Source organism: Microcoleus sp. N9_A2 (assembly GCF_036701775.1).
GTDB lineage: Bacteria > Cyanobacteriota > Cyanobacteriia > Cyanobacteriales > Microcoleaceae > Microcoleus.
This window is the reverse complement of record NZ_JAUBRH010000043.1, coordinates 19503-33582: the sequence shown is the minus strand read 5'-3', so window position 1 is coordinate 33582 and position 14080 is coordinate 19503. Positions and strand designations below refer to the sequence as shown.

At 46.3% G+C, this 14080-nt stretch carries 13 protein-coding genes and 1 pseudogene; 3 read left to right on the top strand and 11 right to left on the bottom strand.

The features are described 5' to 3' along the window. Positions 1 to 9: 9 nt before the first annotated feature. From QUA44_RS21460 to radA, 4 genes are read right to left on the bottom strand one after another with little or no spacing between them, the layout of a single operon-like run. The gene (locus QUA44_RS21460) at positions 10 to 213 is read right to left on the bottom strand and encodes a hypothetical protein (RefSeq protein WP_333254195.1); all 204 of its coding nucleotides are present in this window, start codon (positions 211 to 213) and stop codon (positions 10 to 12) included. Positions 214 to 241: 28 nt separating this feature from the next. Continuing rightward, positions 242 to 628 (bottom strand): type II toxin-antitoxin system VapC family toxin, encoded by a 387-nt coding sequence (locus QUA44_RS21455; RefSeq protein ID WP_333254197.1) that lies wholly within the window; start codon positions 626 to 628, stop codon positions 242 to 244. After that, positions 625 to 855, bottom strand: a complete 231-nt coding sequence (locus QUA44_RS21450; RefSeq protein ID WP_333028992.1) for a type II toxin-antitoxin system prevent-host-death family antitoxin — start codon at positions 853 to 855, stop codon at positions 625 to 627. The genes QUA44_RS21455 and QUA44_RS21450 overlap by 4 nt, the downstream gene beginning before the upstream one ends. A gap of 45 nt (positions 856 to 900) precedes the next feature. Beyond that, a complete protein-coding gene (radA, locus tag QUA44_RS21445; RefSeq protein ID WP_333254200.1) occupies positions 901 to 2457 on the bottom strand; it encodes a DNA repair protein RadA in 1557 nt (518 codons plus the stop codon). 164 nt (positions 2458 to 2621) lie between these two features. On the opposite strand from radA, the gene rpaB reads away from it, so the two are divergent. Further along, a complete protein-coding gene (gene rpaB / locus QUA44_RS21440; protein ID WP_333254202.1) occupies positions 2622 to 3353 on the top strand; it encodes a response regulator transcription factor RpaB in 732 nt (243 codons plus the stop codon). A 372-nt stretch (positions 3354 to 3725) separates the two neighbouring features. Further along, entirely contained in the window at positions 3726 to 4373 is a 648-nt protein-coding gene (locus QUA44_RS21435) for a cofactor assembly of complex C subunit B (RefSeq protein ID WP_333254204.1), read from the top strand. A 375-nt stretch (positions 4374 to 4748) separates the two neighbouring features. Here the strand turns inward: QUA44_RS21435 and QUA44_RS21430 are convergent, their stop codons facing one another. The 4 genes and pseudogenes from QUA44_RS21430 to QUA44_RS21415 form a co-directional block, all read right to left on the bottom strand. Next, positions 4749 to 5564: a calcium-binding protein gene (locus QUA44_RS21430; protein ID WP_333254206.1), complete on the bottom strand. Its 816-nt coding sequence runs from the start codon at positions 5562 to 5564 to the stop codon at positions 4749 to 4751. Then, positions 5495 to 6913 carry a choice-of-anchor D domain-containing protein gene (locus QUA44_RS21425; protein ID WP_333276693.1) on the bottom strand — a complete coding sequence of 473 codons (1419 nt, stop codon included), beginning with the start codon at positions 6911 to 6913 and terminating at the stop codon, positions 5495 to 5497. Before QUA44_RS21425 ends, QUA44_RS21430 begins: the two co-directional genes overlap by 70 nt. Positions 6914 to 6977: 64 nt before the next feature. Then, on the bottom strand, positions 6978 to 9101 hold the full coding sequence (locus QUA44_RS21420) for a VCBS repeat-containing protein (protein WP_333276696.1): 2124 nt from the start codon (positions 9099 to 9101) through the stop codon (positions 6978 to 6980). Then, a pseudogene (locus tag QUA44_RS21415) lies at positions 9008 to 9685 on the bottom strand (DUF4347 domain-containing protein). Before QUA44_RS21415 ends, QUA44_RS21420 begins: the two are co-directional and overlap by 94 nt. Positions 9686 to 9768: 83 nt before the next feature. Between QUA44_RS21415 and QUA44_RS21410 the strand changes: the two are divergent. Next, complete coding sequence (locus tag QUA44_RS21410) at positions 9769 to 10845, top strand: TIGR03032 family protein (RefSeq protein WP_333254210.1); 1077 nt, start codon at positions 9769 to 9771, stop codon at positions 10843 to 10845. A 521-nt stretch (positions 10846 to 11366) separates the two neighbouring features. Here the strand turns inward: QUA44_RS21410 and hpsJ-A are convergent. From hpsJ-A to crtA, 3 genes are all read right to left on the bottom strand, one after another. Then, positions 11367 to 12044, bottom strand: coding sequence for an HpsJ-like protein, cyanoexosortase A-associated (hpsJ-A, locus tag QUA44_RS21405; RefSeq protein ID WP_333254212.1), 678 nt, complete (start codon positions 12042 to 12044; stop codon positions 11367 to 11369). Positions 12045 to 12206: 162 nt separating this feature from the next. Next, on the bottom strand, positions 12207 to 12875 hold the full coding sequence (locus tag QUA44_RS21400) for a cyanoexosortase A system-associated protein (RefSeq protein ID WP_333254214.1): 669 nt from the start codon (positions 12873 to 12875) through the stop codon (positions 12207 to 12209). Beyond that, the gene (crtA, locus tag QUA44_RS21395; RefSeq protein ID WP_333254216.1) at positions 12875 to 13726 is read right to left on the bottom strand and encodes a cyanoexosortase A; all 852 of its coding nucleotides are present in this window, start codon (positions 13724 to 13726) and stop codon (positions 12875 to 12877) included. Before crtA ends, QUA44_RS21400 begins: the two co-directional genes overlap by 1 nt. Between the last annotated feature and the right edge of the window lie 354 nt (positions 13727 to 14080).

Below are 14080 nucleotides of genomic sequence, written 5' to 3'. Positions count from 1 at the left end.
TTACAGTCTTCAGGAAAAAGTCTCGGCAGCCAATGATTCGTTTTCCATTGTTTCTTTGCCAAATACTTCGATATAGCAGCGAATAGCTGATTTGACATCAGCTAAGGCTTCCTGATAGGTGTCACCTTCACCAACTACGGCACCTTTGATGCCAAGGGGATAGGCTACATAACCGTCGGGATGTTTTTCAATGATTATTCTAAATTGTTTCATCTTCGCCTCTTTCTTTTTATAGCTTAATTTACCACAGCCGCGCGATCGCATAAGCATCAAAAATAGCATCAACGCTCAAAACTGGTATCTGTTCTGCCATTGATTGGGCAATTATCAGCCTGTCAAATGGATCGCGGTGATGCAAAGGCAGTGAAGCCACAACCTCAATGTGGTTGAGATTAATCTCCAGTATCTCAATTCTATTAAGTGCGATCTGCTGCTTAATAAACTCCATAAAAGGCATACTAAAATTTAGCCTGCCTATACTATGTTTAATCGCCATTTCCCAGACGCTAGCTGTACTGAGGAGAATATCGTTATCTCCGTTGTCAATTAGCGATCGCCCTGTTGTGGTGAGTCTCGAACTGTCTGTCGTATACCAAATAAAGGCATGAGTGTCCAACAACAACTTCATTCCATGTACTCCTTAAATTCTTCTAGCGGTTCGTCAAAATCATCGGACATCCAAACCATTCCTTTAGCACTTCCTGCTTGTCGATTGGGTTTAGCTTGTTTGGCAATTACTACCAATTTTACAACAGGCTGGTTGTCTTGAGTAATGGCAACTTCTTCACCTCTCATCGCCGCTTCGATCAATTCAAGAAGTTTTTCTTTTGCCTCAACAATGTCTACTTGATACATGATTTATGCCTCCTTAATGTCACTTTTCAACATCACCACTATAACTCAATTCGATAAATCCTCTTGCTCCAAATCCACAGGCGGCAACTCCATATCATCTGACTGCAACTGAGCCGGAGTAGCCGGAATTGCGGCAATAATTGCATCGATTACTCTCGCCACCGGAATAATTTCCATCCCCAAATCTGGCACCGGTTGATTCTTCGGAACGATCGCCCTTTTGAACCCCAACTTAGCCGCCTCCCTCAGCCGCAATTCCAACTGAGAAACCGGCCGCACCTGTCCTCCCAAACCGACTTCCCCCAGCAAAACAGTGCGCGCATCAATTACCCGATCGCGAAAACTGGCCACAACCGCGATCGCAACTGCCAAATCCGACGCCGGTTCCTCCACCTTCAACCCGCCCACCGAAGCTACAATAGTATCTAATTTAGACAAAGGAATCCCCACTCTTTTTTCCAAAACAGCTAAAATTTGCTGCAATCTACTATTATCAACACCCGTAGTAGAGCGGCGCGGCGAACCAAAACTCGCAGGACTGACTAACGCTTGAATTTCTACTAAAATCGGTCGAGTTCCTTCGCAAGCAACCGTCGTAGAAGTACCGGGAGAAAATTCATCTTTATTACCTAAAAATAACTCCGACGGATTGTCTACTTCTCGCAAACCCTCTGCTACCATTTCAAAAACACCGATTTCGTGAGTCGCGCCAAAACGGTTTTTCATCGATCGCAAAAGCCGGTGAGAAGCAAAGCGATCGCCCTCAAAATAAAGTACAGTATCTACCAAATGTTCCAACACCCTCGGCCCAGCCAAACCTCCATCCTTAGTAACGTGACCAACAAGAAATAAAGTAATATTTTCCCTCTTCGCCACCTGCATCAAAGCCGAGGTACATTCCCGCACCTGAGCCACCGAACCCGGAGCCGATGTTAAACTAGCAAAATAAATAGTTTGGATGCTGTCAATCACCGCCACATTCGGTTTGAGCGATTCCAACTCCCGCAAAATTACTTCTAAATCCGTCTCAGGAAGCAAGTAGAAATTCTCCGCCGACTTGTCCTCGGAATCTGCTTTAGCTGCCCCGTTGCTGCCGGATTTATGTCCGCCGTTGCTTGACAAATCAACCGGATTAGCGACACCCAAACGCTGCGATCGCAACTTCACCTGCTGGCCGGACTCCTCCGCACTGACATACAGTATCCGATCCTTGCGCGCCAACATATTCGCCACCTGTAACAGCAGCGTCGATTTCCCGATTCCCGGTTCCCCGCCAATCAACACCAGCGAGCCCGGAACAATCCCGCCTCCCAAAACTCGATCGAGCTCCCCGTAACCAGAAGGCCAGCGAGACTGAGTTTGGTCAGCAATCTGCGATAATCTAAAAGACACTCTCGGTTGACCCTTCGACTTATCAGGGGGCGAACCGCCCACTGTCTTAGTTGTCACCCCAGTTAAACCAGCCCGCGGCACACCAGCAGTAGGTTGCTCTAACTGCTCGTCAAAAGAATCCCACTTCTGACAGCTAGGACACCTGCCAAAATATTGTGGTGAATCATAGCCACATTCCCGACAAATATATTGTATTCGAGGCTTAGCCATTGTTTATGATGATAAATAGTCACCCTAACATTTAGAAAAGTCTGAGTTAAAGCAATTATCAAGCTTTCAGACCGATCCCCACACATGATTCAACCTGTGGCTTCTATGATAGGGTACAAAAAATTAACATTATCTGAAATGTAACTTAAGGAGTGCTCGGTAAATTGGAAAACCATAAAGAAAAAATTCTGGTAGTCGATGACGAAGCCAGTATCCGGCGCATTCTGGAGACTCGCCTTTCCATGATTGGCTACGATGTCGTCACCGCTGCTGACGGCGAGGAAGCTCTCGAAACATTTCGCAACACCGAACCCGACTTAGTGGTTTTGGACGTGATGATGCCGAAGCTCGACGGTTACGGCGTTTGTCAGGAGTTGCGTAAAGAGTCAGACGTACCCATCATCATGTTAACCGCTTTGGGAGACGTAGCCGATCGCATCACCGGTTTAGAATTAGGCGCTGACGATTACGTCGTCAAACCTTTCTCTCCTAAAGAACTCGAAGCCCGCATTCGTTCGGTACTGCGTCGGGTTGACAAAAACGGATCTTCAGGCATTCCCAGCTCTGGAGTTATCCAAGTCACCAATATTAGGATTGACACCAACAAGCGCCAAGTTTACAAAGGCGACGAACGAATTCGACTCACAGGCATGGAATTCAGCTTGTTAGAACTGCTTGTCAGCCGTTCTGGAGAGCCTTTTTCGCGATCGGAAATTTTGCAGGAAGTTTGGGGATACACGCCAGAACGCCACGTAGACACCCGCGTAGTGGACGTTCACATTTCCCGGCTTAGGGCCAAGTTGGAAGACGACCCCAGCAATCCTGAATTAATTCTCACCGCCCGCGGCACCGGCTATCTATTCCAGCGAATTGTCGAAATTGGGGAAGTCGGTTGACAGTTGGCAGTTGACAGTTGGCAGTTGACAGTTGACAGTTGTTAAATTACCAACTAACAATTTATAAAACTTAAGCACGGGTGTCCAGAAACCGGGTTTTTCAACCAAAATACTTGGTTAAAACCCTCAATCTCGATAAAAAACCTGGTTTCTTGGTCAGGGAGTGCGTGATGCCTCAATAATTAACGATCTCAAGTCCGATCGATTACCATCACAAAATCGGTTCGTAGTGCGGACTTCAGTCCGCAAAAAGGAACGGACTGAAGTCCGCACTACGAATGAACCTTACTGATTGCAGTCAATCCACCGGACTAGATATGCCCTGTTTGGCCAATGCCCTGTTTGCCCAATGCCCTGTTTGCCCAATGACCAATGACAAAATCCGATCCAAATAAAGTTTTGCGGCAATTGCCCTTAGTTGCAGGAGGGTTAGCAGGTACGCTGCTGATGGTAAACCGCTTGCTAACAGAGCAGATTACAGACTCTCAAGCTCGATCGGACGCTTTGGGAGTAATTATCAGCGCCCTGCTGATTTTAACAGGCTTGCTGTGGCAGCAGGTGCAAGCGCGATCGCCCGATTCGGTAAAGCTAATCGGCTCTGAAGGCTTCGAGTTTGCGCCGGATTTACCCGATGCTGTCAAGCTAGAATTAGCCTGGGCGTCGCGTTTGCTGTTGACAAATACCGCGACAAGGGCGATCGTCATTGTGTATCGAGGAAAAGTTTTATTGCGGCGCGGCATTTTAGGCATCAATCCCGAAGTTAAACCAGGGCCAATATTGCAGCGGGCGATCGACAAAAACAAACCAATTTATTTAGTAAAGCTCGATATTTATCCAGGCAAAATCGAATTTGACTATTTGCCAGAAAATACCCAAGGAGTCATCTGTCAGCCGATCGGCAGCCAAGGCGTCTTAATCTTAGGTGCTAACGCGCCCCGCAGCTACACCAAACAAGACGAAAACTGGGTAGAAGGCATTGCCGAAAAACTAGAAAATACGATCGGTCAATTTGAGATTTGAGATTCTTCGACTTCGCTCAGAACAAGTTTTAGATTGTAGATTTTAGCTGGTAGGATGTTGGCGGGCGCACCTGCGGCGGGGCGGCCAGAAACCGGGTTTTTTAGCCAAAATACTTTCTTAAAACCCTAAATTTAGGTGAAAAACCCGGTTTCTTGAGTCAAGAGCTTAACAGTTGACAGTTGACAGCTTGCCCTGAGCTTGTCGAAGGGTTGACAGCGAAGTTTTTAGGCAGGGGATTTAAGCCCCTGCCTAAAAACAATCCACCTAAAGGTGGGGGCTTAAATCCCCTGTGCTTTGGTAAATCCTAGGGTGCGGAGTGAGTGGAAGATTTTATCAAAAATCGACCAGCTACCAACTGACGCACCCTACTAATGCTCAAACAACTCGGAAATCGCTAACACCAATTAGGCTGGCATTGACTCCAGTTAAAGAAGCAACTAATTCTCCACTTCCCTTTAACTTAATCAGCGCGCTGTTATTATCCTGAGTTATTTCTAACTGATTAAAACTAAAACCTCCCGACAATCCGAGCGAATCTTTACCCTTGACAAAATCAGCGATTACGTCAAATACCTGACGGTTATTTAACACAAAAGTGTCATTTCCCAAACCGCCAACTAAACTATTATTGCCCGAACCTCCAAACAAAATATCATCACCTTCGCAACCGAGAAGCGTATCATTACCTAAGTCTCCATAAATCGAATCGTTGCCCTTGCCTCCGTCAATTAAATCGTTACCTTGACCGCCGTAAACTAAATCCTTACCTTCACCGCCGCACAAAGTATCATCTCCCTGTTCTCCGAAGAGAGTATCATTGCCTTGATTGCCGAGAATTAAATCGTTTCCTTCGCCGCCGGATAAAATATCGTTTCCTTTGCCGCCGTCGATAAAATCGTTACCTTCATTGCCAAAGATTAAGTCATCACCTTCTTTGCCGTTAATTGAATCGTTACCTTGATTCCCGAAGATTGCATCTTCGCCAAAACCACCCAAAATGATGTCGTTTCCGTTGCCGCCCAAAATGATGTCGTTTCCTTTGCCGCCGTCGATGAAGTCATTACCTTCATTGCCGTTGAAGATATCATTTGAGTTGCCGCCAAATATGTTGTCGTTGCCAGTTAAAGCATCGAAGATATTGAGGTTGTTGCTGCCAAAATATGCGTCGTTTTTGAAAGTACCAAACAGCAAACCGGGACGACCATTGATGATGTTATCAATTTGCTGGTTGGGTTTGTTGAAATTGGGAGATTCAATTTTGTCGCAAATGCAGTCGGTATCAGGCGTGGGAGTTGGTACGGGTGCAGGCGTGGGAGTTGGTACGGGTGCAGGCGTGGGAGTTGGTACGGGTGCAGGCGTGGGAGTTGGTACGGTGCAGGCGTGGGAGTTGGTACGGGTGCAGGCGTTGGCGTCGGTACGGGTGCAGGCGTTGGTACGGGTGCAGGCGTTGGTACGGGTGCAGGCGTTGGCGTCGGTACGGGTGCAGGCGTTGGAGTTGGTACGGGTGCAGGCGTTGGCGTGGGAGTTGCTGTAACTGATGCCGAAATCGGGAAATTAAAAGGATTTTCATCGCTGTCATCATTGACAAATTGCAACGTACCTGTTTTATTTCCTGCTGCTGTCGTATCTACTTGAACTTGCAGGTTAGCACTCGCGCCTCCCGCCACAGTTGCAGGTAAGTTTCCAACTAAGCTAAATCCGGTTGGTAAAGTCAGGTTGCTGAGGTTTAAGGCTGCTGTACCGAGATTGTTTACGGTAAAGGTTTTGTTGAGAGTCGTACCGACTGTAACGCTACCAAAGTCGATCGCACTTGCAGTACCATCAACAATATCCGTTGTGCCGTCTAAAACTTGAATTTCTGGTGCAGGCGCGGCTGTAAATGATGCTGAAATCGGGAAATTAAAAGGATTTTCATCGCTGTCATCATTGACAAATTGCAACGTACCTGATAGGTTTCCTGCTGTCGCTGTATCTACTTGAACTTGCAAGTTAGCACTCGCCCCGGCTGCGACACTTGCGGGTAAGTTTCCAACTAAGCTAAATCCTGTGGGTAAAGTCAGGTTGCTGAGATTTAAGGCTGCTGTACCGAGATTGTTTACGGTAAAGGTTTTGTTGAGAGTCGTACCGACTGTAACGCTACCAAAGTCGATCGCACTTGTTGTACCATCAACAATATCCGTCGTTCCATCTAATACTTGAATTTCTGGTAAAGGCGTTACATCGTTATCGGTAATTGCAACGTCACCTGATAAAGTACTTCCTAAAGTAACACCGCTAGAAGGAGTAGAAATTGTGAAAGTACCTGTTTCAGTAGGTTCTACCAGTGCATCATCATTAACATTGACGGTAAATGAACCTGTAGTTTGACCAGCCGGAATGGTAATGCTAGCAGGAATTGTCCCTGTGAAGTCGGCAGCAGTTGCGGTTCCTGATAGTGCAACATTGACTGTTTGAGCGCCGACTACTGCGCTGGATGCTGTGGCTGTAACGTTCAGTTGACAGTTGACAGTTGACAGTTGACAGTTGACAGTTGACCGCAAGATAGCGACCTCTACCTGGAAGGAAGAGGATTGGAGTAATGAATAGTCTTCTTTTAATTTCTCCCTATAAGGGAGAGGCTTTAAACCAATTCTTTCTGGTAATAGTTGGACTTCCGGTTTCTGTGGCTGTGCTGGGTGAAACTGAGAGGTTTACTTTGGGTAATGTGGGTAAGTCGTTGTCGGTAATTGTGACTGAACCTGTTGTGGTAGTTCCTAAAACAATACCAGTCCAAGGATTGGAGATTGTAAAAGTACCTGTTTCTGTTCCTTCTACTAAGGTATCATCTTTGATATTGACTGTAAATGAACCTGTAGTTTTACCAGCGGGAATGGTAATTATATCAGGAATTGTGCTTATGAAGTCAGCGGCAGTTGCGGTTCCTGATAGTGCAACATCCACTGTTTGAGGGCCGACTACTGCTTGAGATGCTGTGGCTGTAACGGTGATTGCTGTAGTTCCTGCTTCTGTGCCGGTGGTGGGGGAAACTGAGAGGTTGACTGTTGGGAAGTCGTTGTCGGTGATGTCAACGGAATCTGTGGTTGTAGTTCCTAAAACAATACCAGCCGAAGGATTGGAGATTGTGAAATTCCCTGTTTCTGTACCTTCGATTAGTGCATCATCGTTAATATTGACAGTAAATGAACCTGTGGTTTGACCTGCGGCAATGGTAATGCTGGTGGGAATTGTACCAGTAAAATCAGCAGCAGTTGCTGTTCCTGATAGTGCAACATTCAATGTTTGATTGCCGACTACTGCTTGAGATGCTGTGGCTGTAACGGTGATTGCTGTAGTTCCTGCTTCTGTGCCGGTCCTTGGAGAAACTGAGAGGTTGACTCTGGGGAAGTCATTGTCGGTAATTGTGACTGAACCTGTTGTGGTAGTTCCTAAAACAATACCAGCCGAAGGATTGAAGATTATAAAATTCCCTGTTTCTGTACCTTCGATTAGTGCATCATCGTTAATATTGACAGTAAATGAACCTGTGGTTTGACCTGCGGCAATGGTAATGCTAGCAGGAATTGTGCCTGTGAAGTCAGCGGCAGTTGCGCTTCCTGATAGTACAACATTCACGGTTTGATCGCCGACTACTGCGCTTGATGCTGTGGCTGTAACGGTGATTGCTGTAGTTCCTGCTTCTGTGCCTGTGCTGGGAGAAACTGAGAGGTTGACGGGGAATGTGGGGAAGTCGTTGTCGGTGATTGTCAGCGTACCAGTCGTATTCGCGGCAACTGGATTTAGAGTGTAGTTAAATCCAGTATCGGCAGTGAGATTGACTCTGACGGTTTCCCCTGGGTTGATGAGGGTATCATTGACGGGGACGGCATTGAGGACAGCGGTAGTTGCACCAGCGGCAATGGTGAAAGTATTCGCAGTCACAGCCGTGATATTCGTACCCGCAGTTAGGGAGTAGTGGCCAGGGGTGGCGGCGGTACTGCCAGTGATATTGAAGTTGATGAGTAAACCACTTGCGGGGGCGGGAGTGTCGAGGGTGATGTTAAATGTGCCAGTGGTGGGGCCGGTTTCTGTGGGGGTAGTGCCGGCGGCGATGCTGATTTTGGGGGTGTTGTTAAGGAGGATGGAGGTGGTTTTGCTGTTAAAGTTCGCCACAGCTAAGTCAGGTTTTCCGTCGCCGTTGAAGTCGCCGATGCTGACTGAATAGGGGTTATTCCCAGTGTTTAAGTCAACATTGGTGGCGAAGGTGGGGGTGGTGGCGTTGGTGGCGGTGGTATTGAGGAGGATGGAGGTGGTGTTGCCGAAGAGGTTCGCCACAGCTAAGTCTGGTTTCCCGTCGCCGTTGAAGTCTCCGATGCTGACTGAATAGGGGTTATTCCCAGTGTTTAAGTCAACATTGGTGGCGAAGGTGGGGGTGGTGGCATTGGTGGCGGTGGTATTGAGGAGGATGGAGGTGGTGTTGCCGCGAAAGTTCGCCACAGCTAAGTCAGGTTTCCCGTCGCCGTTGAAGTCGCCGATGCTGACTGAATAGGGGCCACTCCCAGTGGTGAAGTCAACTTTGGTGGCGAAGGTGGGGGTGGTGGCGTTGGTGGTGGTATTGAGGAGGATTGAGGTACTGTTGCTAATCAAGTTCGCCACAGCTAAGTCAGGTTTCCCGTCGCCGTTGAAGTCGCCGATGCTGACTGATCTAGGGCCACCCCCAGTGGTGAAGTCAACTTTGGGGGCGAAACCCAGGATGCCACTGTAGGTTTTGAGGGCGTTTTCTGTGAAGGGGAGTTTGGGTTGTGTGGGGATGGGGGGATGAGTTGAGAGATTTCCCAGTTGCCTCCTTTGGCCCAGTTGCCTGTCTGGTGGGCGTTGGCGGCGATTTTTGCGCCTGTGAGTTGGTGGAGTTGAGTGAGGAAGTTCGGCAACGGATTCTGTACCGGATGTAACGGATGGGTTGTTGGTGGGTGGTTTGGCTTTTGGTTGTCGGTTGTCAAATCGGTTGTGGCGGCGACGTTGCACCCGTACAGCAGGATGGATGCGTCTTCTGTGAGGCCCGCTCGCCACTGCTGTATCTGCTGAGTATATTGGGGGAGAGTTTCAAGATTTAATGCTGTATTCCCTAACTGGAGATGACCGATCGCACCGTGTGAGATGATATGAATCGCTTAGTATTACTTACCTTTGAGGGTTTCGGCGATTTGTGCTACGGCGTTGCGATTCGGGTCGAGGATGCTGACATCAATGCCTTGGTGGATGCCTTCGATCAGGGTTTGGCTGTCTGGGATATCGGAGGTGATGAAGGCGATCGCTCTACTAATAGTTTGTGGCATAATCGCCTCCATTAAATGTTGCTACGATTTTAAACGCTGGGAATTTTAATGTCATCCGCTCCACGTTACATTTTGTATCTAAAATGACTTCTGATTCAATCCATGACCCATCAGTTTTGAACACAGCCCAAGAACACGATATTTTTGGCGATCGCGATTTTCCAACTTGGCTAACCCAACAAAAAATCAGCCTCGCTTGCACCACTTATCAAACCAGCCGGTTAATGTTAATCGGTGCTGCGCCAGAAACTAACAGAATATCAGCCTTTTGGCGCATATTCGATCGCGCAATGGGGCTTTACTGCACGCCGTCACGCATTTACCTAAGTTCTAAATATCAACTCTGGCAATTAGACAACGTGCTAGCCGCCGGACAACTGCATCAAGGTTACGATCGCCTTTACGTGCCTCGCATTGCTTACACCACGGGCGATATCGACATCCATGATGTAGCTGTAGATAGCAGTGGACAAGTAATTTTTATCAGCACATTACTCAATTGTATAGCCACATTGAGCGATCGCCACAGTTGTAAACCTTTATGGAAACCACCCTTTATCTCACAATATATCAACGAAGATCGCTGTCACCTCAACGGTTTAGCAATGGTGGAGGGGAAAGCTAAATATGTGACAGCATCAAGTCAGTCGGATGTTGTGGATGGCTGGCGCGATCGCCGAAAAAACGGCGGCATAATTATAGATATAGAATCCAATGATATCATTGCCACAGGATTGTCAATGCCGCACTCACCCCGCTGGTATCAAGACAAATTGTGGGTGCTGAATTCTGGTAGGGGAGAATTGGGTTATGTGGATTTAGAAACAGGGAAATTTAATGCGATCGCATTTTGTCCCGGCTATTTACGAGGCTTAGCATTTTGGCAAAACTGGGCAATAGTTGGATTATCTAAACCCAGAGGCGGTGACAACACATTTAGCGGCTTAGAATTAGATGAATTGTTAATAAAAAAAGATGCCGAACCGCGCTGTGGTATCATGGTAATAGATATTAACACTGGAACAATAGTTCACTGGGTGCGATTTGAAGGAGTAGTTACAGAACTCTATGATGTGCAAATAATCCCGGAAGTGCAAAGACCGATGGGTTTAGGTTTTCAGACCGAAGAAATTGCTCAATTAATCACTTTGGAAGTTTAACAGATAAGAGTCTAAAGAGAAGGTCGATTGACCATAAGTGCGATCGACCATAAGTGCGATCTCCCAAATACTGTGATTAAATGGCGCTGGGGCGATCGTAATTTCAACAGTTATAGACGCAGAAACCCAGTTGCTTAAAATAATACAATACGCTTGGGTTAAGACAGATCCCCCCTAACCCCCCTTCCCAAGGCTACGGTGTACACACAACTCCTCAAAACCTTGTCTACTCAGACACAAGCCGCATTTAGGTAAGGTTTTTAGAACAGCAAGTCAGTTATCAATAGTTTTAATTTATTGATAACAGTTAACGGAAAATCAAGGATTAAAAACATAAATTTCCATGACTTTGACGACCTTTGATTTCCAATTCGACTTGTGTGTACACGGTAGCTTCCCAAGGGGGGGACAAGAATATTCTCAAAGTCCCCCTTGCTTTCGGGGGATGCGAGGGGGATCTAGACTCGGCGGTAAACGACAGATACAAAGGATTTTAGCCTGGTTGTTGATACCAATACTTACTAACGAGCCCAATCAGTACCGCGCCAGATCGTAAAAAACAAAACACTAGAAATTAGCGCGCCCAGCAGCCACTTAAAAGCATTTTTAAATAACCCCAAGCGCTGACTTGACTGAACCGCTGCGCTTTGCGTCTGCAACCGTTCCTTAGCCGGAGTAATTCTCGAAAGAATTTGGCTTTTCAATTCCTGCGGGTTTTGCGTATCCGCTTGTACCCCCAAACGGGTAAGTTCCCCCGCCAAGTTCTTTAAATCTTCAGGAGTACCCTTGTTGAGCCGTTCTTCTACTTGCTGCAACTGAGCTAATTGTTGGTTTGCTTGAGTAGTAATTTGCTGGTTATTTTGCTTGTTGACCTCGATAGTGCCAAAAATTCCCAAAGGCAGCATCAACAGAAAAACCAGACCTAGCAGCAGGCACACCCAAGACAAAACCTTCAAAAAAGGGTCTTCCAAACGTCTGCGATCGTACCCTTCGCCAAAAAATATCAGCGCCATTGCCAGCAGCGGAACTGGCACCCGTTCCACTACAGCGCCAATTGTCTGCAATTCCCAGACGCGATTGCCGAAATTTGCTGGTATCAAAACTGCGATCGTATCTAATAAAGACAGAATTAATAAACCGTAGCCAATCCAACGCAGCCTGTAAATAGAAAAACCTTGTTCGCCTTGTGCGTCATTCATAAAATCCTCACTGTTGTTGTTAACAAAAAATCTCTCTCGATCGGGACTTACGCACTAAGAGCAAAGAAACCGGGTTTTTTACCTAATCTGCGGGTTACTGCAAATAATTTTCGTAAAAAACCCGGTTTCTGACCACCCGTGCGTAAGTCCTATTGACTTCACTTAAGGTTCGGGAAATCGCGGCTGCCACCATCCATACCAAGAAACCCAAGCATTCTCTAGAATTTTTTTGGCATCTTCTGGAGTTGTTTTATCCAAAGGCACAGACATCTGAGTCCACAAACAGCGCCTGTCTTGAATATTTCCCCTACCCAACAGCCAAAACAGAATCCGGTTCGGCTGCCAATCGCGAGTATTTCGATTGTATCTAAACTGTTCGGAAGTGACTGTAGCACCGCCGCGAGGATTGATACACGAACTCAAATACAGTCGATTTTGCTGCTGCAAAATTCCGTGAAACCCCGCGCCTTGAGTGCTGGCTAATGCTAGTTTACCAGGAGACGACTTGAGAATAGTATGTCCCTTCATCATACCTTCCACGCCCCCAATAGTATTTACCAAATAGCGCATTTCTATTTCTAGATCCTTGCTATTTTTTTGATATTGATACTTTCTGGCAGCCTTGATTTGTGAAGTATCGGTAATTTCCAGCGGCGCGCTCTTGATTAGTTTCCACTCTGCTAAAGGCACCGACTCGGGAAAATTAAACTGGGTTACTAGACTATTGCCTGTTGATGGATAGAATGTCAACTTTCCGGCGACTAATAAAACTCCTGCCAAAGTAACAGCCAAAAGAGAAATTCTAATTGGTTTCCAAGAGGTAATAGCCATTAGCAATTTTGTTTTTTATTATGTGGCGGTTCCGATTGCAAGATTGCAAACCAGCAGAATAGCCCGAAAATGAATACAGCAATCATCGAAAAGACTACCGAACCATTGCCTTCGTGCCAGTATTTAAATGCTTCTTGTTGAGATAGCGCTACCAGCACTGCCATCAGGGCAACTCGCGCAGCGTTCACTAAAAATGCAATAAATATTGCTACAATTGGAACTACAATTTTCTGTCCCCTAGTTGTCGGAAACATCAGCAAGAAAACCAGGGCCAGTCCTAATAATTGTAGGATCGCATTCACGCCAGAACAGCCGTGATTCACTTCGACGCTGCCTTTTTCTAGGATGATATAAACCCCTTTTCGCACAACTTCAAATCCTAGATAGTGCAGGATGAAGGCTGAAAATTTTGCTGTTAGTTTGGCTACGTCAACGAATACTCCGATCAATCCTGGAGGAATCGCTGTATAGGCAAGAATTAGAAGTTCCTGCCAATATTGTTTCAGTCCTTTTGTTCCCGAAGCCAGCAATGCGAGACTGATTCCAGACAAAAAAGGCGTTGCTCTGATAAAAAAGTCGTATCCAGATATCGACGAACTTTTGAGCAATATTAAAGCAATTAACGATGTCCCAAAGAAGCTGGCGAAAACTCCGCTTTCAAAAGTTAAGGATTCGTGTCTTTCCCAAATGAGAAATGCTACGACTCCCCAAAACATTAACATTGTGCCGAAAAGGTCAGTGTAGTTTGTTCTGGAAGTTAGAGTTAGGTGCAGGGCAATCAAACCGGAGGCGATGCCTAACAGCCAGTATTTAGGTTCTTGGACGTGCTTGAGCCAGTTTATTTCAGTCATTGCTGCTTTTTGTTTTTCCTAAAAGCTTCTAAAATGCTTAATCTTGTAACTCTATTAAAATTATCAGCTACAAACACTTTAATTTATGCATTTCGGATGATTTTTAACTAAATCTTCACAATAATTGACAATGGCGAAGGTGTGTGATACTTACCTCCACCTAATTAAATCTGAAGTTAGGCGCAAAGATTAAAGAAAACAGGTTTTTTAACTCTGATCGATCGCACTCAACTAAAAATTTTCCTTTCTCTAACCCGGTTTCGGCGTCGGGAGTTTAAATTTCAGTTGACAGTTGACAGTTGACAGTTGACAGTTGACAGTTGACAGATGAGTGCGACCTCTACCTAGAAGGAA